Consider the following 20,327-nt stretch of genomic DNA (forward strand, 5'->3'; position numbering starts at 1 on the left):
ATTCTTCTATTTATTGCAGCTGCCAAAGTGCAGGTACGTTAGATGGTTCCCAACCGGTAAGTGAAGTATGGGCTTGCAGGCATTTGTAGGTAGATCCGTTGTAGGTGACAAGTGCTCCAACCGCATACGAGGTATTAGCTGCCCAAGCAGGAGCGCTAGTGGATGCCGCAGTTGTGCCGCTGATGGTGCTTGCTGTGGATTGGTTGCCAGCAGCATCAATGGCGTAAACCGAGAAGTTGTAAGTTGTGCTTGCAGCAAGACTCGTAACCGTGTAGGACGTTGCAGTGCCAGCGGTCGTCGTTACGAGCGTCGATCCATTGTAAATTTTATAGCCGGTCACCGCTACATTATCTGTAGAAGAGCTCCACATTAGCATCATGCTGGAAGAGGTTGGTGTACCCATAATATGAAGTCCTGCTGGAGCGGTTGGTGCCGTTGTATCTACGGCCGGTGGTGCTGTTGTTGTGACATTAAGGCTGTTACTCTCGCTGGATTCATTTCCGGCTGCATCTACTGCCTTGACGGTAAAGGTATAAGCGGTGCTAGCCGTAAGGCCAGTAACGGTATAACTTGTTCCCGTACTCGCTGTATTCGCGACTAAGGTACTGCCATTATAGATTTTATAGCCAATCACGCCAACGTTATCTGTCGAGGCGTTCCAAGACAAGGATACGCTGGTGGATGCAGTAGCGGTTGCAGCAAGGGAGGATGGAGCCGAAGGAGCAGTCGTATCTACAGGATTCGTTCCGGTGAAATTGACGTCGATTACGTTATAGAAGGCATTTGCTGTATCAGCAACTTCCCATACGGCGAGGATTACGTGATAGCCGTTTCGCTCAGGAACATTACAGGTATTGGAGTAGCTGAAGGGTGGCTGTGCGCCGTTGTAGGCAACGGAGCAGAAAGGCGTCAAGTCAAAGGAATCGCGGGTAAGTGCGGCATTAGGGTTCCAGGTAGGCTTTGTAATGTAATATTTCCAGCTTGCAGTGGAATGGTTAGCCGTCAGCTTCCACGTGAAAGTATTGGTGCCAGAGGAAATGTTCACTTTCGACCAACGGGTAGCGGACTGCTCATCAAGCTTTGGAAATGCACTGGAGACGTTCGATTAAAGATTATAATGTTATAATCATTGTAGGTGAAACGAAGGATTTACTCATGAGTCTTTTGGAGTAAATTTCCATAAAGATGAATGATAAGATCAAAATCTAGATGCGTATGTGCAAAATCCAATCAACAGGTTTTGCAGAAGCAGCTCGAAAGTTATTTCGACATAGTGTCTAGGTCAAAAGTAATGTGCTTAGCTTGGACTGCTTCAACAGTGTTCGACAAAATCAGATACAGCGGTGCCTACTCTACTTCATATTGAGGGATTCTGTGCCGCTCGAAGGAATCAATAATCAATAAAATGCTGCTAAGAGGAACTAACCGCTGTCATTTATAACTCACTCCTTTCTATCCTGGTATGCTGGAAAAAGAAAACACCCCGACTGCAGCCAATAAGGCTGCAATCGGGGTGTGCTTCACTCCGAACGATACGTAATAGCTTCAATTACTCTGCAACTAGTAATGAAGCGAGAGTGAGAACGGGGTCTGGAGGGAGAGACTCCGACAGTATGCGTTGGAGGTGCAATGTCCATGGGGGAGTAGTGTATGAGCTCCCCCTAGTTTAACCTCAAGGCTGACGTTTCCGCTTGCGGCGGCGTCCAGCGGATCCGGTTGGTTTTTTGCGGCGCTTGCGTTTCTTAGGTACTACTTCCACTTCATCGTCTGAAGTGTCGCTGCTGGAGTCCTTTTTGAAGGAACCCATCAGCACTTTAACGAGCGGGGCCATCTGAGACACACTGGATACCACTTTCTGCACTTTACCGACAGTACTCAGAATGCCATCCAGACCACCGAGGCGGTCGACAAAGCCCTTGATCTCCGTCATGCTTGGCATAGAGAAGCCGCCAGCTTTTGCCGGAGTTGTCGTTTCCACCATTTCAGCCGCTGTTGCTGGCACAACGACAGGTAAGCTTTCCTCTTGTTGTATAGGAATCTCTTCTACAGAAAAGACAGGAGGCGCAGGTGGAATTGGGGCGCTGCCATTGCCGAATCCAAGAGGATTCTGGAAGCTGTTCATGCCTTGGCTGCCTGCTTGATTTCTGGCATAGCCGCGTCGGTGATGGCCGCTATGCGGCGAGTGCGGCGGATACTGGTGATGGTTCGGATTGCTGCCGCCATCAGGGTAGCTCCGGTAATTCACGCGGATCACAACCTTTTTTTCAAAGTGTATAACGCTTCCCTGCTCCGTCCGCTTCCATTCGGGACTGCTTAGCCTGCACGCGAGGTCTGGTCCCGTATGTCGTATAGGGAAGTATTCCTGATATTAGTCTATGGCATAGGCAAACATGCGGATTGGACGAATGACCCGATTTTATATAAATAATGTGGATTATAACCTAATCTGATCTCTTCCATCCTGTAAAGCGTGAATACGGTAATGCTTGAATAACCCCCCTAAAACCGATACAATGTGAATAATAAACAGTTATAGAAATGCTGTAAATGCGCGTGTAATCACGCCTGAGGAGTGGATGATAATGCAGCTCAAAAAGCTGAATGATAAAGCAATTGACCAATTGTTCGAAGCGATCCTGACTTTAAAGTCGGTTGAGGAATGTTATGTCTTTTTTGATGATTTGTGCACGGTGAATGAGATTCAGTCGTTATCGCAGCGTCTTGAGGTAGCACGTATGCTGGGCAAGGGCAGTACCTACAATCAGATTGAGGCGGAAACGGGCGCTAGTACGGCGACTATTTCCCGGGTTAAGCGTTGTTTGAATTATGGTAACGATGGGTATAAAATGGCTTTAGAGCGTTTAGGCAGATAGTGCCATGAAGCCGGGGATTCTAGTCATCAGTCATGGTTCGAGGGAAGCAGAATGGGTTCGGCTGGTCGATGAAGCGGTTACCGCTGCTGCAGCCTCCCCGCTTGTAAGAGGCGTGCCGGTCTATTCTTCTTTCCTCGAAATCGTGGAAGGCCGTTTGATTCAGGATGGAATTGATGCGTTAGAAGAGCAGGGCGTTACGGATTTATTCGTTCTGCCCTTATTTATTTCGTCAGGCAGCACACATGTCGATGAGATTGGGCAAGCGTTTGGTCTTCCTCCCGCAGCGGAGCTGGAAGGGGATCTTGGAACCTTCCGGGTGAAGGCGAATGTCCATTACGGTATGCCAATCGATGATGATTCAGATATTGCGGAGCTGCTGCTGTCGAATATTAAGTCATTATCTGTCCATCCTGAAACAGAGACGGTTATGCTCATTGCCCATGGCAGCAAGGAGAAGGTCTTCCATGAACGCTGGCAGCAAGGACTGGATCTGCTTGCGGAACGTCTGCGGAAGCTAGGCGGCTTCGCCCATTCGGCGACAGCAATGCTCCTCCCAGATCAAGCGGCAGAACAGGTAAGAGCTCTGCAGCAAGAGCGGCCGAATGAAGCGGTTATTGTTGTTCCTTTGTTTTTGAGCAAGGGATATTTTACGAAAACGGTTATTCCTACAAGGTTAAAGGGTCTTAATTACCGGTATAACGGGCAGGCGATGCTGCCTCATCCAGCGATCGAACGCTGGCTGGAGCGGCGGATGACGGCTTGGCTTCAGGAGAATTAGATGACCGTTTTTTGAAAGAAATGGTGGGTTAGTCTATGAAGCGTGCAAGATTGATTTACAACCCGACATCGGGAAGAGAAGAAATGAAACGGCGTCTCCCGGATATACTGCAGAAGCTCGATCAAGCGGGTATCGAAACGAGCTGTCATGCAACGATTGGAGCGGGTGATGCGACGCTTGCTGCAGCGGATGCGGCCGATCGTGACTACGATCTGATCATCGCGGCAGGCGGTGATGGTACAATTTATGAAGTAATTAACGGGCTCGCGAATAAGCCAAACAGGCCGCCTCTTGGTATTTTACCACTTGGAACAACCAATGATTTCGCCCGTGCGATGGGTATCCCGAAGCATTGGGAATATGCTTGTGACCTCATTATTCAGAATTACACACGGCCAATCGATGTTGGTCAGGCTAATGAGCGTTATTTCATTAATATTGCAGGGGGAGGCTCGCTCACCGAGCTGACCTATGATGTGCCGATCAAGCTGAAGACGATGATTGGACAGCTGGCGTATTATTTGAAAGGGTTAGAGAAAATGACCCGGCTTAGCCCAACAGAATTAGTTATTGAAGCAGAAGGTGTAGGTAAATTCCATGAGGAATTTATGCTCTTCCTGATTTGTAACAGTAACTCGGTTGGTGGATTCGAGAAGCTGGCACCGGAATCCAAGCTGGATGACGGATTATTCGACGTTGTGCTGCTTAAGAGATGCAACCTTGCCGAGTTTATCCGGATCGCTACACTTGCTCTTCGTGGTGAGCATCTGAATGATTCCCATGTCATTCATTTCCGGACCAATAAGATTAAGGTGACCTCACCAAGCTACGTCCAAATTAACTTGGACGGCGAATACGGTGGTACACTGCCGTTTACGTTCTCGGTATTGCCTTCGCATCTGCGAATTTTTGCCGATGAGCTTGGCGAAGCAACTTATCGTCATCGTTAAGAGACAAGAGTAAACCTCTATTGGCAGGCTTTGTGCATGCCTTGGAGGTTTATTTCTTTTTGCAGATGCATTACACTATAGGGATAATAGCATGAGGAAGCGGAGAGCAATAATGAATAGAAATCAATCGCGTAATGCGGGTTCGAATAGAAAAGGCAAGTTGCAGGCTTCGGCCGGCAGCAGCCGGAATAATGGACGAGCAAGAGGTGGTGCTCAGGCTGCGGTAGTAGATGCCCCTGTGCAAAAAAACGATGAGGTCGTTGTTGATATCATCGGCTTAACTCATGACGGAGAAGGGGTAGGCCGAGCTGATGGCTTTACCCTGTTCATCCAAGGGGCGCTTCCAGGCGAGCGGGTACGGGCGAAAGTGATGAAGGTAAAGAAAACTTTCGGCTACGCTCGTCTTCAAGAGCTGATCGATGCAAGCGCGGAACGCGTTGTACCGGTATGCGGTATTTATGACAAATGCGGCGGCTGTCAGCTACAACATATGGATTATGATGCGCAGCTGAGCTGGAAACGCCAGCATGTTATTGATTCGCTAGAGCGAATCGGGAAGCTGACGATTGCCGGCGATGATAAAGAAGGCGTTGTGGTTCATCCGACAGTTGGGATGACTGAGCCTTGGCACTATCGCAATAAGGCGCAGGTGCCGATTGGAGCGGGAGTATCCGCTAGCGGCAGCCAGGAGCTGATTGCAGGCTTTTATGCCAAAGGAAGTCACCGCATCATTGATACGGATGAATGCCATATCCAGCATGACCGGAATGATGAAGTTGTTCGTATTGTGAAGACAATTGGGCGTGAGCTCGAGGTATCGGCTTATGATGAGGAGTCCGGTCAAGGACTACTTCGCCATGTGATGACGCGGACTGGTTTTGTGAGCGGCGAGATTATGATCGTTCTTGTGACGAACGGCAGAAAGCTGCCACAGGCTGAACAATGGGTAGAGCGTATTCGCGCAGCCTTGCCGGAAGTGAAGAGCATTGTGCAGAACGTAAATACACGTGATACTAACGTGATCTTTGGTGATGAGACCAAGGTATTATGGGGCAGTGAGGTTATCTATGATGAACTGGACGGTATCCGTTTCGCGATATCGGCACGTTCTTTCTATCAGGTAAACCCGGCTCAGACGGTGGAGTTGTACCGCAAAGCGGTGGACTATGCACAGCTGACTGGTACGGAATCAGTGATTGATGCCTATTGCGGCATCGGGACGATTTCGCTGTTCCTCGCGCGAAAAGCCGGACGCGTCTATGGCGTTGAGATTGTGCCGGAAGCGATTGAGGATGCGAAACGCAACGCTGAGCTTAACGGCATTACGAATGCCTCGTTTGAGGCTGGACCAGCTGAAGTGGTAATCCCGCGCTGGCGTGAAGAGGGAATTATCCCCGATGTTATCGTCGTCGATCCGCCGCGCAAAGGCTGCGACCCTGCACTTCTCGATACGATCCTGGCTATGCAACCGGAGAGGGTCGTTTATGTAAGCTGCAATCCTTCGACGCTGGCGCGTGATCTTCATACTTTAGAAGAAGGCGGGTATAAGACGGTGGAAGTAACGCCGGTTGATATGTTCCCGTGGACGAGCCATGTTGAGTGCTGTTCACTGTTAGTGCGGGAGGGAAATTAATTCGGGGATGTATTGCGGAAATAGCAAAGGGGGGCGGCGAATCTGCGGCGACCCCCTCTTTTTTTTGTACAAATCATTTTTGTGAAGGAAAGTTGGTGTCCACGAATCCTTCTCAAAGTGAATAAAATACAAAACAAGGTAAGACACTAAGTCTTGGAAGAAAGCATAATGTAGCGGAGGAATCGTATGACGTTTCAGCAACCTCATGTAAAACCAACAAATATTGAATTAAGCTGTACGGAAATCGGGGGACTATGGGCCATTTATCTCCAAGAAAGCATGACGGTATGTTTCCTTACCTACTTACTGCATCATCTTCAAGATGGAGGGATTGTTCCCCTGGCTAAAGAGGCATTGCAGATTTCGCAAGAACGAGTAGATAAAATCAAAAAAATCTTTCTTGCGGAAAATTTCCCGATACCCGCGGGGTTTTCGGAAAATGATGTGAATTTAGCTGCTCCTCCGCTTTTTCACGATACGTTTACCCTAAGCTTTATCTACATGACGAATCGGCTGGGAATGATTAATTTTTCTTTTACGGCCTCTAATAACGTTCGGCTCGATGTATTGGATTTTTTCAAAGAATGTCTGCATACGTCTACCGAGATGTTCGGGAAAGCGGTGCGAATGATGTTGGAGAAAGGGATTTATGACCGCCCGCCAAAAATGAACTACCCTGATAAAATTGAGTACATTCAGAAAATCTCATTCATTGACGGGATGTTTGGCGGGAAGCGACCTCTCAATGCAATTGAGTTATCTGAAATATTTTTCAATATTGAACGAAATTACTTTTCAGTAATTATCATGCTTGGATTTGCGCAAGTAATGGAAGATAAAAAATTGAAGGATCTAGTCCTTAGAGGCAAAAAAATCAGCGAACAACAAATTGACCTGTTTAATAATCTGCTTATGGAGGAGGATTTGCTCGGAACGGTAACAGTAAGCATGGAAGTTACAAATTCTATTGTTTCACCGTTTTCAGATAAGTTTATCATGGCGATGATAAATATATTGAACTCGGTAGACATTCTCTTGATTTCACATGCCCTGTCTCTGTCCATGCGAGCAGATCTCACTGTTGACTATACCAAAATCATTGCTAAGGTGATGTCGTACGCCAAAGATACATATGATATCATGGTGGAACGGAAATGGCTCGAACAACCGCCTCTTACGACAAATCGAAAATCGTTGATTCAATCTTAAGCTAAGCTGTTAGCGAATATTAGCGGAAAAAGCAAAAGAGGGGCGGCGAACCTCTCTTTTTGTTTTGCTATAAAGCCATCATTTGTTTTTCCACTATGGTACAAAATCCATAAATATGAACGGCTCTGGGCCGTACACAAGTGGCTGCCCATTTTGAATACACAGGAGTTGTCATTAAAACAATGAGGATTCTATATGAACATGCGATTTCACCAGTGTCCGGGAACGCTGAGGGATTGCTTGAGCCATCGAGCAGCCGGCCGACGTCGATGTGAATGAATTGGTCATCCGCCCGGTAATGTAGTTTATTGAAGTAAAGGGCAAGGTAGTGGAAACAGTTACTTGTATTCGATTATTGTTTGGCCTGCTAAATTCGATATACTTTGGGACAATTGGGAGCCTGGTCAACACGGATCCGTATTTGTACAACCTCCTGTGAGCATTACAAGCTGGTTAACGGAACTCATGTAAGCACGATCAAGGATGGCGGCTATGATCCGAAAACGTGGGAAATTACGAAGGAGTGGAACAACTCGGCAATCGTTTCGCCGCTGCTTGGCTTCAGCTGGGACTTCCCGGCGGTTAAGACGGAGAAAGCGAATGTTGATGCCGTCATGAAGGAGTATTCGCCTGGCCTTCTTACCGGAACGCTGGATCCTGCGGAGCACCTGGCCAAATACAACGAGAAGCTGAAAAGCGCGGGTATTAATAAAATTGTCGAGGGTGCCCAAACCGCTTTGGACGCTTGGCTGCAGGAAAACGGCAAGAAATAAAAGTTGAAGGTAAAGACACGGAATAGCTCCTTCCGTGTCTTTTTTGTATTTTTAAGTTTAAGTTTGATTTAAGAATAGTACTTTATGATTCAAATATGCCAAGGCGAGATCAAGTGATTCAGATAAAACAAAGGATAAAAAGGAGTGTTCATTTATGAAAAAAACGAGGTTTAATAACATAAGTGCTATTACATTGGCTCTATTACTTAGCGTATCTGCGGTGGGATGCTCTAAGGCACAAGTCAGCAGCGAGAATGCTGCTGCTTCAACTGCAACCGCCCAATCAACTCCCACTCAATCAGAAACCAGTCCATCAGCAAGTAATACAGGGACATCAACTGGAACTGGAACTGGAACTGGAACTGGAACTGGAACGTCAGCAGCTGACACTACCGCTCTAGATACATCGGAGCTATTCAGTGACCGGGATCTCGAACAGTCGGTGGATCTTACAGCGGCCACACAAATCCAATTGGAAAGTAATAAAGATGTGACGCTGAATACAGAAGGTATATATGTCTTAAGCGGCGAGGTGAGTAATGTAACAGTTACGGTCGAAGCTCCTGAGGATGCCAAAGTTCAAATCGTCCTTAATGACGCCAGCATAACCAATGAAGATGCACCAGCCATTTATGTAAAAGCTGCGGATAAAGTATTCGTTACAACGACAGACAGTGAGAACAACATGGAGGTTTCCGGAAGCTATGTGGCGGATGGAGATACTAATCTGGATGCCGTTATTTTCTCCAGAGCAGATCTGACCCTGAATGGAGTTGGTACATTAGGAATTGTATCTAGTGAAGGGAATGGCATTTCCTCAAAGGATGATCTTAAAATTACAGGAGGCGTCTATACCATTCAATCCTCTGCGGATGCATTAGAGGCTAATGATGCAATCCTTATTAATAATGGATCAATTACAATAGATTCCGATAAGGATGCCCTGCACAGTGAGAACGAAGAGGATGCTTCCCTGGGGTATATCTATATTAAAAATGGCACTTTAAATATCTCGGCTGCTGATGATGCAATCCGAGGTAACAGCATGGTTCAGATTGATGGCGGCACGATTAATATTAAGACAAGTGAAGAAGGCATTGAGGCAAACTATATTAAAATAAACGATGGTCAAATCACCTTGTATGCGAACAATGATGGTGTAAATGCCTCACCAAAAGTCAATTCTGATGTGGTGATTGAAGTGAATGGCGGTACGATTGATGTAAGCATGGCTAGCGGTGATACGGATGCTTTTGATTCAAACGGTGATCTCTATATTAATGGAGGTACCATTAATGTAGAAGCAGCTTCCGCTTTTGACTCGGATGGAACAGCTCAATTAAACGGCGGAGATGTTACGGTCAATGGAGAAAAGATTACTGAAATTACCCAATCACGCGGTGGTGGAGGCCGAGGGGGAGCAGGCAGCGGTAAAGGCATGCACCAATAGACACAAAAACCTTCATTTCGCTTAACAGTGGAGTGAATGTTTTTTGGTGCAGAGCGCCGTCCTCACTTACATATTGCGTACAGCGATATATAGCTTACTGTCCTGTTCAACCACGGCGACACCATCGTCATCTGCTCCTTACCATATTTTTATTTGCTTTTATTGACGAACGCCCGTCATAAATGTTGCTGAAGGTGAAATTACTTAAGAAATTAGGGATAGACCTTTAATCTGTTCCGTATTCATGAAAGCGTTTTCCTTTTATACTCTTTTCAGAGAGGAGGTTATAGTAAGAAATTGGTAAATGGAAACACGGGAATATTTACAGTACTGCATCTAGAATCAAACGGAACAAATGATTCAAGTAGTATGTAAGTCCAGTCAAACCAAATTCCAGGAGGTAGATTATGTTTAAAATTAAAAAGAAAATCGCGGTAACATTACTTGCAGCTTCTATGAGCATTGGCTTGTTTGCAGCTTCGGCAAATGCAGCAACAGACTACTGGCAAAATTGGACAGATGGCGGCGGTACCGTAAATGCTACCAATGGATCTGGCGGTAATTACAGCGTTACATGGTCAAATACAGGGAATTTTGTTGTTGGTAAAGGATGGGGTACTGGATCAGCTTCCCGTGTTATTAATTATAATGCAGGAGTATTTGCGCCAAGCGGCAACGGATACTTATCGCTTTACGGATGGACAAGAAACTCCCTTATCGAATATTACGTTGTCGATAGCTGGGGTACTTACAGACCTACTGGCACATTCAAAGGCACTGTAAGCAGCGATGGCGGCACTTATGATATCTATACGACTCAACGGGTTAACCAACCTTCCATTGATGGAACGGCAACCTTCACTCAGTACTGGAGTGTTCGTCAGTCGAAGAGAGCGACAGGCAGCAACGTTGCAATCACATTCAGCAACCACGTTAACGCTTGGAAGAGCAAAGGAATGAATCTGGGAAGCAGCTGGTCTTACCAGGTACTCGCGACTGAAGGCTATCAAAGCAGCGGCAGCTCTAACGTAACGGTGTGGTAAAAATAATCATTTGATAGAAATAAGGCCTGCCGGTCTCACAGCCGGCGGCCTTATGAATTTTAAAGGAGATTAAAACAATGAGAAAGCCAATCATATTCCTTCTGATAACGGCAATGGTTGTGATCAGCGCTTGCTCGCAAGATAAGCCCAATAAGACGGGGCAGACTCAAAGTAAGGAAAGTCCCGTGGCGACTAGTACTGGTACGACTGATAGGATAGAGAAGACGGACAAGATGACCAACTTTGTGTTGGTCAAAGGCGGAACGTTTAAGAATACAAAATCTAACTACTATGGTTTAAATGGAACGCTTTCTAACTTTTATATGGGTAAATATGAAGTCACACAAAAAGAGTGGACCGAAGTCATGGGAAGTAACCCATCACAGTTCAAAGGCGACAATCTGCCGGTAGAGATGGTGAGCTGGTACGACGTAATTGAGTACTGTAATAATAGGAGTATTAAAGAGGGTTATAAACCATTTTATAATATAGATAAGAATACAAAAGACCCGAATAATAAGAGCGAAAACGATGATATAAAATGGATAGTAACAGTCAACGCGGAAGCTAATGGTTACCGGCTGCCAACAGAAGCAGAATGGGAATATGCCGCAGGCGGCGGTCAGATGAGTAAGAGCTACACCTACAGCGGAAGCAATAATCCCGATGAAGTAGAATGGTATTGGAGAAATGCCGGGGAAATACCGTTGTCTGGAGATTGGAACTGGCCAGCAATTGAAAACAACCATGTTCAGACCAAATCGATTGGTGGTAAGAAACCAAACGAGATAGGACTTTACGATATGTCAGGTAACGTAAGGGAATGGTGCTGGAACTGGTACGGAGACTTGAATAGCGACAGCGGCTCTTTACGGGTTGTTAAGGGTGGCGGCTGGATCGGAGACATTAGCAGCAGTGAGACAGCTTTTCGAGGTAAGTTTGAGGCGAATGGCTTTGGCCCCGATCAAGGTTTTCGTGTGACCCGCAATGGGTAAAAGGGAATTTGAGATAGTGACTAGAGACACGGAATTGTTCCGTGTCTTTTGTATAATGCCTGCTCGTGTTAGATTAATCATTTGGAGGGAATTAGCAATTTTTGATAGAATAAATATAAAGATATCAGGTATGTACACATAAGGAGATAAAATTATGGCAAAAAACAATTTACTAAGAATGGACAATGTTGGCATCGTTGTAGAGTCCCTTGATGACTCAATCTCTTTCTTCGAGGAGATTGGCTTGAAGCTCGAAGGGCGAGCTACTGTTGAAGGTGAATGGGCTGGTCGTGTAACCGGGCTGGGTTCACAGTGTGTAGAGATTGCTATGATGGTTACCCCAGATGGCCACAGCCGACTTGAACTGTCGCGATTTCTCACCCCACCTGCTATATCAGATCACCGAACTGCTCCTGTAAATGCTCTCGGTTATCTACGCGTCATGTTCACTGTTGAAGACATTGACGAACTGGTATCCAGACTCACTAAGCATGGTGCTCAGCTCGTTGGCGAAGTGGTTCAGTACGAGAACTCGTATCGGCTCTGCTACATTCGTGGGAATGAAGGACATCTAATCGGTTTGGCGGAACAACTCGGTAATAAATAAGTGACGTTTAAAAGAAGACTGGGCGACCCTAGGTTTGCATGAACTTTAATGAAATCAATGCAAAACCAAATTAAAAGAACTCAACTAACGGTGAATTAGCTTAAGAAAGACACTACGGCAGCTCATACATGTGAGCTGCCGTTTTCTCAACTAAAGCACACAAATTATAGACAGTACGGGGCACAAGCAAATGGTTACTTTGACAAGACTAAGATTATAGAAACCGCCAGTTTAGACGGACGTATTTATTAAAGACAGCAATGGAGGTGGAGGTATTATGGATAGGAAGAACAAAATGAAACCCGCAACTGCGCTTGCAGTAGGAATTGCCCTTGGTGTAGCGATTGGCGTGGCAATGGATAATATCTCTGTTGGTATCGGACTTGGAATCGCATTTGGCGTAGTATTCGGCGGGTTTAGCAAAAAAAAGAATCCACCGGATGCCTGAAAATATCAGCAAAGTTGGTTGTTCAACTAATGTAAGAACTAGTTAAGCAGGAGGACCGCGAAATGAAAAATGTCTATGTCATACGACATTGCAAAGCAGTTGGGCAGGCACCTGATGCTGGGCTGACGGAGTCAGGTGTTCGGCAAGCGGAAGAGCTTGCTGCAATTTTTATGGATAAAGAGATTGATTGTATCTTATCAAGTCCCTATGAGAGAGCTGTTCGTACAATAAAGCCACTAGCTGATCAGCTTGGCATAGAAGTGGAGCTGGATCATAGATTGGCTGAGAGAGTCTTATCCAGCGAGAATCATCCGGAGTGGCTTGACAGACTTCGTTATACTTACGATGACTTGGATTTATGCTATGAAGGCGGGGAATCCAGTAACACGGCTATGAGCCGGGCTATTAGCGTAGTTAGGGAAGCTCTAATTCGTGAAAATAAAAATATTATAGTTGTATCACATGGCAACTTGATATCCCTTCTATTGAAGTATTTTGATAACCGTATCGGATTTGAAGAATGGGAAGCTTTGTCCAATCCGGATGTCTTTCATCTATCCTTCATAGAGAATGCTCCGGTTATTCGTCGTATATGCGCGGAGTAAGGGAGCAGGTGAGACTATGAATTGGACGATGGATGCAATGCTGAAGCAGCTGTATGAACATACGGCAGCAGATAGACGACAGGCTATTCGTACAACATCGCCAGAGGAAAAAAGAGCTGGGTTGCTGAAGAAGCTGAAGCAAGCTTTAGGAACATTACCTGATAGGAATTTTCCGCTTCATGCTCAACTCATTGATCGTGTCGATTACGGAGATTTTATACTGGAGAAGGTTACTTACTCGACTATGGAGTCAGTTGATGTACCAGTCTGGTTACTCGTTCCGAAAGGAAAAGAGCGCCCATTACCAGCAGTGCTCGCCTGCCATGGGCATGGCAATGGGATGAGAGATGCGATGGGCTTTGACGAGGAAGGTCAAGAGCTGGACGATGCAGGTATTTACAACCGCTTTGCGGTTCAACTGGTTCGACAGGGGATGATTGTTGTCATTCCTGAGATCATGGGCTTTGGTGATCGTCGGCTGGCTAACGAGCTTAAGGTGTGCTCAAGCAGCAACAACTCCTGTGCAGCTTTAGCCTCTCATCTGCTCACGTACGGAAGAACATTAGCGGGGATGAGAGTATATGAAGCAATTAGAGCAATCGATTATTTGCAATCCCGATCCGAAGTAGATGCTGGGAAGATTGGTGTGTTTGGCTTTTCTGGTGGCGGCTTAATTGGGGCGTATACGTCAGCACTGGACGAGCGTGTGAAAGCAACGGTATTATGCAGCTGGGTCAATACGTTTCAAGGCAGCGTGCTCGCTATGCCTCATTGTATAGACAATTATTTGCCGGGTATTATGCTTGAAGCGGAGCAGCCGGAGATTACCGGACTTATTGCCCCTAGAGCTTTGTTCGTAGAATCAGGAGAGTATGACCCCATCTTCCCAGTGAAGGATACGCGCAATGCAATTACTATCCTTCTGGAAACCTACACCGAATGGGGAGTACCAGAACATCTCGAGTCAGATATTCATCCAGGCAAACACGAGATTAGCGGCAGGGTATCCGTTAGCTGGCTCTATCAAAGATTATCAGAATAATTGAGAACCATAGGAGCCGTATGTCACGGCTTCTTTTTTTTGCAAATCTCCATGCCAACTCCTTGCCTTCTAGTAATCTATTTCCTTCTACGAGCATACACATTAGTAGATTTCTTGCAGAGGATCAATAGATTCAGAGAGAAGGTGGATATGGATGATTATTCTAAAGTACCTTGCGGCCATTCTTATTTTTGTAGGGTTTAATCTAGAGTCAGCTTCTGTAAGTGGTGACGCTGTACAGGCTGCTTCTGCAAAGAAGGCTGAACAGAATAAGCCGATTGAAATCAGCTTTGCTGGTGACATTTTACTAGATGGGAAAGTAGCGGCTAATATCGATAAGTACGGTATTGATTATCCGTTTGAGCAGGTACATGATATTTTATCTAGTTCGGACATTAGCTTCGCCAACCTGGAGACTCCGATCTCTACACGCGGGCAACAGGCCAACAAAACCTACACCTTCCGCTCCGCTCCCAAAACACTCGAAAGCATCGTGAATTCCGGGATTGACGGAGTGTCGATTGCCAATAATCATATGCTCGATTATGGGGTGGATGCCCTGAAAGATACCGTACAGAATTTGGACAAGTATAAGATTGGCCGGACCGGCGCTGGCAGCAATATAGACGAAGCTTTTACCGCTTATTCCAAAAAGGTGAACGGTAAAAAAGTAGCGATCGTTGGCATCAGCCGGGTTCTGTCTGGGCCATCCTGGTACGCTGGGGATAAGAAAGCTGGTATCGCATCCGGGTATAACTTTGATCTGATGATGCGCTATGTGAAAAATGCAGTGAAATATTCCGATATCACCATCATCTATATCCATTGGAATAACGAGTATCAAGATTACCCGGAGGATTATGCGAGAACGTATGCGAAGGCTTTTATCGATGCTGGAGTTGATGCGGTGATGGGGAGTCACAGCCATTGTTTACAAGGGATTGAGACGTATAAAGGGAAACCAATCTTCTACTCCCTCGGAAACTTTGTGTTCACACCAACGCAGCGTTCGAACAAAGCTACCGATTCCATGATTGCTACGTTGACGTTTGACGGTGATAAGGTAAGCAGCAAAGTTACACCGGTCAAATTAGTAAATACTAGACCAACTCTAAGGGAAGCAGCCTACAATGAGACGACTTATTCAAAACTGAACAAGATCTCCTTTAATGTGAAGGTCAATAACGACGGAACAATTTCCGGGAAATAGAATAGATAAAATTCGAATATAACCAAATTCAACATTGTAACAAAGCACAGCGCGAACTATACTTTCGTCAAATGGAATTTGTACTGGAGTGAAGATATGAATACGTACACCATAAATACCGAGCTAGTCAGCCGTTTAATTAAGAAGCAATTACCGCAATGGGTAGACCTGCCTATCCGTCCTGTTGAAAAAGGAGGATATGACAACTTCACCTTTCACCTAGGCGATGAGATGAGCGTGAGGCTGCCAAGAGACGAGGGCCACGCACCGCAAGCTGAGAAGGAAGCTTACTGGCTTCCTAAGCTGAAGCCTCATATTTCGCTGCCTATTCCAGCTCCTCTGGCAAAAGGAATACCTGATGAGGAATATCCTTTTTATTGGTCAGTGAATAAGTGGATTGACGGAGAAACATTAAGATATGACAATATCTTAAGCTTAAATGAATTTGCTGTGGAGCTTTCTTTATTTATTAAGGAGCTTCAAGCCATCGACGCATCGAATGGTCCAGCAGGCGGGGAGCATAACTATTTCAGAGGCTGTCCTCTAATGGTCTATGATGAGGGGACTTTACAGGCTCTTGAAGCGCTAGGTGATTTAGTCGATACCGAAAAATGCCTTGAGATATGGAATCGAGCGAAAGCATCGGAATGGACAAGGGAGCCTGTGTGGATTCATGGTGATATCGCGCCGGGAAATCTTCTTGTAAAGAACGGCAAGCTATCGAGCGTGATTGATTTTGGCATAATGGCCGTTGGTGATCCTGCTATTGAGTTAACGATGGCATGGACTTTTTTTGATGAAGAGAGCAGACGAGTGTTCCTTCAAGCGATAGGCCTGGACGTCGATACGGAAAATCGCGCAAGAGGCTGGGCGTTATGGAAGGCATTAATCACCTACGCGGCGGAAGATAAGGAGTCCGAATCTGCAAGAGAAGCGAAGCGGGTTATCGATGTGTTATTGAATGAATAGCGGTTCAGGAGCATAATAACAAGCGCCTACCTAATGGTATGGCGCTTGTTTTATTCCAGAATCGCGTTGTTAAGGATCCTTACCTTTACTTGAGGTTTGATACCCATCTGCGGATATTGCTCACGCCAGCTCAATCCAGCGTATACTTTGGGATGGAAGGCTGCGACTTCATGTGCCAGCTGCAAGTAGTCGCAATTGGCCAACTGAAGAGTTGCCATCACTTTAGCTGCCTTTGAAGTTAGATCGGCTTCAATGGCTTTTTCCGTCTTAGCGAGTTCTTTATTGGTATGCTTCTTTAACTCAGGGCCATCTTCGATTAATTTGACATCCATCTGTATGTTGACGGCTATCTCGCGAAGCTTATCAGCATCCATATTAATCTTAAAGTGCCGGTCAGCATTTTGAACGAGAATGGAATAATGTATGCCATTTTGCTCACCAATGATTAGCTGGTTTTTACCCGTTTCTCCTCCCATTAGGTTCGCGAGTTGAGTGTCTTCATTACTCAGATTAATCCCGGTATATCGCCCGTCACTAAATAAGGAAGTGCCTGCAAGCCGTGCACTGTCCTTGTAGGGCTCGAACCGATTGAGTGCGAAGTCATTCATGAACTGCGTGCCCCCAAGAATATAGTGAAGCAGTTTATTTGAAGGGATTCGTCCTCTACTCTTCTCGTCGTCTAATAAGCCGATCAAAAAGTTAGATACCGTCTGATCCTTCATGCTTTTTTTCGACAACAGCTTCGAGAGGTCGCCGTCATAGATCGCCAGATAAGCATATAACGGATTGGATGCAAACTGACTGGCAATATTCAAATGGTCCAGTGGCTGTTCTTTAGCGAACTTATTGCTTATTAAATACAGCCGGGTCTCTAGAACAGAGAGGATACCGGGTATTTCCTTGTTTGTTTTTGATACGGCCTCATAGAGGTTAGCTCCTGTTGTTTCCATAAATAAGGCAGACTGCCTGCCTCCTCCGAGGTTAGCTTCCCTAAGCGACGAAATGACAAAGTCAACCTTGAGCTGTTTGCTGCCTTCTTCATAATCGATCCCGACCACATCAACAAAGAGTAGATTTTTCAGTTGCAGCTGATCGAGGCATCCCGTGAGAAGCAGGCAGAGGAAGAGAACTGCGATTCCCTTTTTCATACTCCTCGCCTCCCAGCGCCTCTTAATCCGGAGATTATGAGCAGAATGACTGGCAGTACGACAACTAAGAAGATGGACAGCTGATCTTGAACGGCAGCGACTTGCAACAGATCGTTGCGCTTCGTCATAAAGAGGCCTGCAATGAAACAAGCGGATACGATAACCCAAACCCAAATATGCTGCTTACCCAAACCTCCACTACGCAAATGAATGAAAGCTTTGGCAGCCATAAAGAAATAAACGTAAACAGTTGCTGTTACGACGCTTACATAGAAGATGAGGAACAAAATATCGACACTCTGTAAAATTTGGACCTTATAGTTCTTTAATATAAAAACAATCGGCTCCGGAATAACAATCAGCTGCTTCAAGCTAAACATCGTAGAGCAGACGAGGCAGACGACGACATAGAACACAATTGTACAGGCGTTGGCAATGGACATGATCCATAGCAGTGTCTTCCTGCTTTGGGTCTGTACATAAGGGTAGGCGTAAAGCAATAAGTCATAGCCAACATAAGCGCTATATGCAGCATATATTCCTTTCAGAATCGGGCTCCAGCCATCGGATACAATAGGGAGCAGATTCTTGGCGTCAAATCCATAAACTCCGCTAAAAGCGATAAGCAAAAAACAGATGACGGGAAAGAGCATAAAAGATTGCGATATAAAGGCTAGCCTCTTCAGCGTTGAGGTTGCGGCATACCCACAAATAATCAGCAGCATAAGTAAGATAAGCCATCTTGGCGTGAGCGTAAACATCCATCTTTTTAAGATGTCGGTATATAGAGCAGTTATCAAGAGCCCGGAAAAGGCGTAGTAGGTACCGTAAAACAGATTAATCAATATTCCGATCGGCTTGCCGACGATTTGGCTGTTATAGGCATAGAAGTTTCGCCTAGGATATAGGCTGCCCAACCACCAAATGAGCATGATCCCAACCTGTGCAGCTAGTCCACTTAATAGAACGGCTATCCAAGTATCATGTCCGGCCGTTGTTGCTCCAACATGAGGCAAGGATAATACCTCAGTGCCAAGCTGTGCCATAACCGTAAGTGAAATAAGCTGTCTTCCGGTGATATGCTCTTCCTTCCTCATCGTTTCCAACTCCTTGGACGTCGTAGCTTTGTGTGATTATGAGGTGCCGTTACTATCGGACGCTTACGCATGCTCCAGATCGGAGCACGCAAGAGGGTGTCCTTCGTATCGCTTAAGGAAAAAGGCGGTGTAAAGTAAGGAACGCCCATCGTACTCATTTGGCATAGGAAAATACAAATGAACATAAAGAAAACCGCGAGACCCAATAGTCCAAAGAACGAGGAGAGAAGGATCGCCGGGTAGCTCAGCAGGCGGACTGCACTGCTCATCTCATAGGAGGGAATAACAAAAGAAGCCAGTCCCGTTAAGGCAGCAACGATCACCATTGTATTGGACACCAGATTAGACTGCACAACAACCGTTCCGATGACAATACCGCCAACAACGCCAATCGTTTGACCGACGGGACTTGCCAGCCGGATGGTGGCCTCTCTTAATATCTCAAGAAGAAGCATCATCGACAATGTTTCAACCAAAGGCGGGAAGGTGACATATTTGAGCGAGCTCTGCAACGTGTTAACGAAATTGATCGGCAGTAATTGAGGATTAAAGGTGCTGACCGATACATAAAAGGCAGGCAAACCAATTGTAAGCAGAAAACAGCAAATGCGCAGGAGGCGGAAAGTCGAACCTACCAGCCAGCTGCTGTGGTAATCGTCCGGACTTTGAAAAAACGACCAGAACGTAACGGGCAATATGATCGTATCTGGAGAACCAGCAGTGGATACGACGACTTTTCCCTCCATTAAATAAGCACGTGCGCGATCAGGCCGTTCCGTGATAAGCAGCTGAGGAAATAAGCTGAATTTCTTTTCACGAATCAGCTCATCGATAAATCCAGGTGCCTCTACATAGTCGATGTCGATGCTTTTGAGCCTTTGATCCAATTTATCGATAATGGACGAATTGGCAATCGACTTGATATACATGACGGCTACCTTTGTCTGCGAAAGCCGCCCTATAGTATAGGTTTTGACGATAAGCTCCCTAGACGCAATGAGCTTGCGCATCAGGTTAAGGTTTGTATCTAAGTTTTCAATAAAGGCTTCGTTTGCTCCCCGAAGTATCCTTTCATTGGTCGGGATATTGATGGAGCGCTCCTTCTTTAAATCCGCACCAAGCAGATAAAGGCGATCCTCGCCGTTACGATGCAGGACGGTTTTTCCGCTAATAACCGCTTGAACGGCCTCCTCAAATAGCTCGGTTTCGGCAAAGTCGAGAATGGACACAACATCGCGAACGGCTTCTTGGGGACGTGATAGCAATGGCCGCAATATAAAATCTTGTATGAGAGAGGAGTCAATCAACGTGTCAAAATAAAACAACCTGTACTCTATCCCGCCTATGAATAGCTGCTTTGATTGGAAGTCACTTTGATCGGAGAACAGCTGCTTGAAATAATGCTCTATCACTGCTACGGATGTATCCACACGTTTTCCCTCCTTCGCCATTGATTTCCTTACTTTAACCAGCGAAGTAGCAAAATATGTGATTTGA

Annotated in this window: 20 protein-coding genes and 1 pseudogene; 15 read left to right on the top strand and 6 right to left on the bottom strand. The window is 45.8% G+C overall.

What is annotated here, in order from left to right:
• Nucleotides 1-10 precede the first annotated feature (10 nt).
• The 3 genes and pseudogenes from AB4Y93_RS18290 to AB4Y93_RS18300 all read right to left on the bottom strand — a co-directional run bounded on the left by AB4Y93_RS18290 (nucleotide 11) and on the right by AB4Y93_RS18300 (nucleotide 2,245).
• A complete protein-coding gene (locus AB4Y93_RS18290; RefSeq protein ID WP_441894373.1) occupies nucleotides 11-766 on the bottom strand; it encodes a fibronectin type III domain-containing protein in 756 nt (251 codons plus the stop codon).
• 3 nt (nucleotides 767-769) lie between these two features.
• Nucleotides 770-1,078, bottom strand: a pseudogene (locus AB4Y93_RS18295) (lytic polysaccharide monooxygenase); the annotation flags it as partial.
• Nucleotides 1,079-1,672: 594 nt separating this feature from the next.
• The gene (locus AB4Y93_RS18300; protein ID WP_441894293.1) at nucleotides 1,673-2,245 is read right to left on the bottom strand and encodes a hypothetical protein; all 573 of its coding nucleotides are present in this window, start codon (nucleotides 2,243-2,245) and stop codon (nucleotides 1,673-1,675) included.
• A gap of 337 nt (nucleotides 2,246-2,582) precedes the next feature.
• Here AB4Y93_RS18300 and AB4Y93_RS18305 point away from each other — a divergent pair, with 337 nt between their 5' ends.
• From AB4Y93_RS18305 to AB4Y93_RS18375, 15 genes are all read left to right on the top strand, one after another.
• Nucleotides 2,583-2,873: a YerC/YecD family TrpR-related protein gene (locus AB4Y93_RS18305; protein ID WP_028612369.1), complete on the top strand. Its 291-nt coding sequence runs from the start codon at nucleotides 2,583-2,585 to the stop codon at nucleotides 2,871-2,873.
• A gap of 4 nt (nucleotides 2,874-2,877) precedes the next feature.
• Nucleotides 2,878-3,651: a sirohydrochlorin chelatase gene (locus AB4Y93_RS18310; RefSeq protein ID WP_441894294.1), complete on the top strand. Its 774-nt coding sequence runs from the start codon at nucleotides 2,878-2,880 to the stop codon at nucleotides 3,649-3,651.
• A gap of 35 nt (nucleotides 3,652-3,686) precedes the next feature.
• Nucleotides 3,687-4,601 (top strand): diacylglycerol kinase, encoded by a 915-nt coding sequence (locus tag AB4Y93_RS18315; protein WP_441894295.1) that lies wholly within the window; start codon nucleotides 3,687-3,689, stop codon nucleotides 4,599-4,601.
• Nucleotides 4,602-4,713: 112 nt separating this feature from the next.
• On the top strand, nucleotides 4,714-6,234 hold the full coding sequence (gene rlmD, locus AB4Y93_RS18320; RefSeq protein WP_441894296.1) for a 23S rRNA (uracil(1939)-C(5))-methyltransferase RlmD: 1,521 nt from the start codon (nucleotides 4,714-4,716) through the stop codon (nucleotides 6,232-6,234).
• 186 nt (nucleotides 6,235-6,420) lie between these two features.
• A complete protein-coding gene (locus tag AB4Y93_RS18325; RefSeq protein WP_441894297.1) occupies nucleotides 6,421-7,443 on the top strand; it encodes a DUF3231 family protein in 1,023 nt (340 codons plus the stop codon).
• A 383-nt stretch (nucleotides 7,444-7,826) separates the two neighbouring features.
• Complete coding sequence (locus AB4Y93_RS18330; protein WP_441894298.1) at nucleotides 7,827-8,216, top strand: DUF3502 domain-containing protein; 390 nt, start codon at nucleotides 7,827-7,829, stop codon at nucleotides 8,214-8,216.
• A gap of 154 nt (nucleotides 8,217-8,370) precedes the next feature.
• Nucleotides 8,371-9,666 carry a carbohydrate-binding domain-containing protein gene (locus AB4Y93_RS18335; RefSeq protein ID WP_441894299.1) on the top strand — a complete coding sequence of 432 codons (1,296 nt, stop codon included), beginning with the start codon at nucleotides 8,371-8,373 and terminating at the stop codon, nucleotides 9,664-9,666.
• A 407-nt stretch (nucleotides 9,667-10,073) separates the two neighbouring features.
• A complete protein-coding gene (locus tag AB4Y93_RS18340) occupies nucleotides 10,074-10,709 on the top strand; it encodes a glycoside hydrolase family 11 protein (RefSeq protein WP_441894300.1) in 636 nt (211 codons plus the stop codon).
• Between the two features lie 77 nt (nucleotides 10,710-10,786).
• On the top strand, nucleotides 10,787-11,704 hold the full coding sequence (locus AB4Y93_RS18345; protein WP_441894301.1) for a formylglycine-generating enzyme family protein: 918 nt from the start codon (nucleotides 10,787-10,789) through the stop codon (nucleotides 11,702-11,704).
• Nucleotides 11,705-11,858: 154 nt separating this feature from the next.
• Nucleotides 11,859-12,311, top strand: coding sequence for a VOC family protein (locus AB4Y93_RS18350; protein ID WP_441894302.1), 453 nt, complete (start codon nucleotides 11,859-11,861; stop codon nucleotides 12,309-12,311).
• Nucleotides 12,312-12,588: 277 nt separating this feature from the next.
• On the top strand, nucleotides 12,589-12,759 hold the full coding sequence (locus AB4Y93_RS18355) for a hypothetical protein (RefSeq protein ID WP_441894303.1): 171 nt from the start codon (nucleotides 12,589-12,591) through the stop codon (nucleotides 12,757-12,759).
• A gap of 62 nt (nucleotides 12,760-12,821) precedes the next feature.
• The gene (locus AB4Y93_RS18360) at nucleotides 12,822-13,364 is read left to right on the top strand and encodes a histidine phosphatase family protein (protein WP_441894304.1); all 543 of its coding nucleotides are present in this window, start codon (nucleotides 12,822-12,824) and stop codon (nucleotides 13,362-13,364) included.
• 16 nt (nucleotides 13,365-13,380) lie between these two features.
• On the top strand, nucleotides 13,381-14,406 hold the full coding sequence (locus AB4Y93_RS18365) for an alpha/beta hydrolase family protein (RefSeq protein ID WP_441894305.1): 1,026 nt from the start codon (nucleotides 13,381-13,383) through the stop codon (nucleotides 14,404-14,406).
• A 154-nt stretch (nucleotides 14,407-14,560) separates the two neighbouring features.
• On the top strand, nucleotides 14,561-15,616 hold the full coding sequence (locus tag AB4Y93_RS18370; RefSeq protein ID WP_441894306.1) for a CapA family protein: 1,056 nt from the start codon (nucleotides 14,561-14,563) through the stop codon (nucleotides 15,614-15,616).
• 96 nt (nucleotides 15,617-15,712) lie between these two features.
• Complete coding sequence (locus tag AB4Y93_RS18375) at nucleotides 15,713-16,585, top strand: aminoglycoside phosphotransferase family protein (RefSeq protein WP_441894307.1); 873 nt, start codon at nucleotides 15,713-15,715, stop codon at nucleotides 16,583-16,585.
• A gap of 50 nt (nucleotides 16,586-16,635) precedes the next feature.
• Here the strand turns inward: AB4Y93_RS18375 and AB4Y93_RS18380 are convergent, their stop codons facing one another.
• From AB4Y93_RS18380 to AB4Y93_RS18390, 3 genes are read right to left on the bottom strand one after another with little or no spacing between them, the layout of a single operon-like run.
• Entirely contained in the window at nucleotides 16,636-17,733 is a 1,098-nt protein-coding gene (locus AB4Y93_RS18380) for a Ger(x)C family spore germination protein (RefSeq protein ID WP_441894308.1), read from the bottom strand.
• Complete coding sequence (locus AB4Y93_RS18385; RefSeq protein ID WP_441894309.1) at nucleotides 17,730-18,830, bottom strand: GerAB/ArcD/ProY family transporter; 1,101 nt, start codon at nucleotides 18,828-18,830, stop codon at nucleotides 17,730-17,732. The genes AB4Y93_RS18380 and AB4Y93_RS18385 overlap by 4 nt, the downstream gene beginning before the upstream one ends.
• The gene (locus AB4Y93_RS18390) at nucleotides 18,827-20,260 is read right to left on the bottom strand and encodes a spore germination protein (protein ID WP_441894310.1); all 1,434 of its coding nucleotides are present in this window, start codon (nucleotides 20,258-20,260) and stop codon (nucleotides 18,827-18,829) included. The genes AB4Y93_RS18385 and AB4Y93_RS18390 overlap by 4 nt, the downstream gene beginning before the upstream one ends.
• Between the last annotated feature and the right edge of the window lie 67 nt (nucleotides 20,261-20,327).

Source organism: Paenibacillus sp. YAF4_2, from assembly GCF_052113225.1.
Classification (GTDB): Bacteria; Bacillota; Bacilli; order Paenibacillales; family Paenibacillaceae; genus Pristimantibacillus.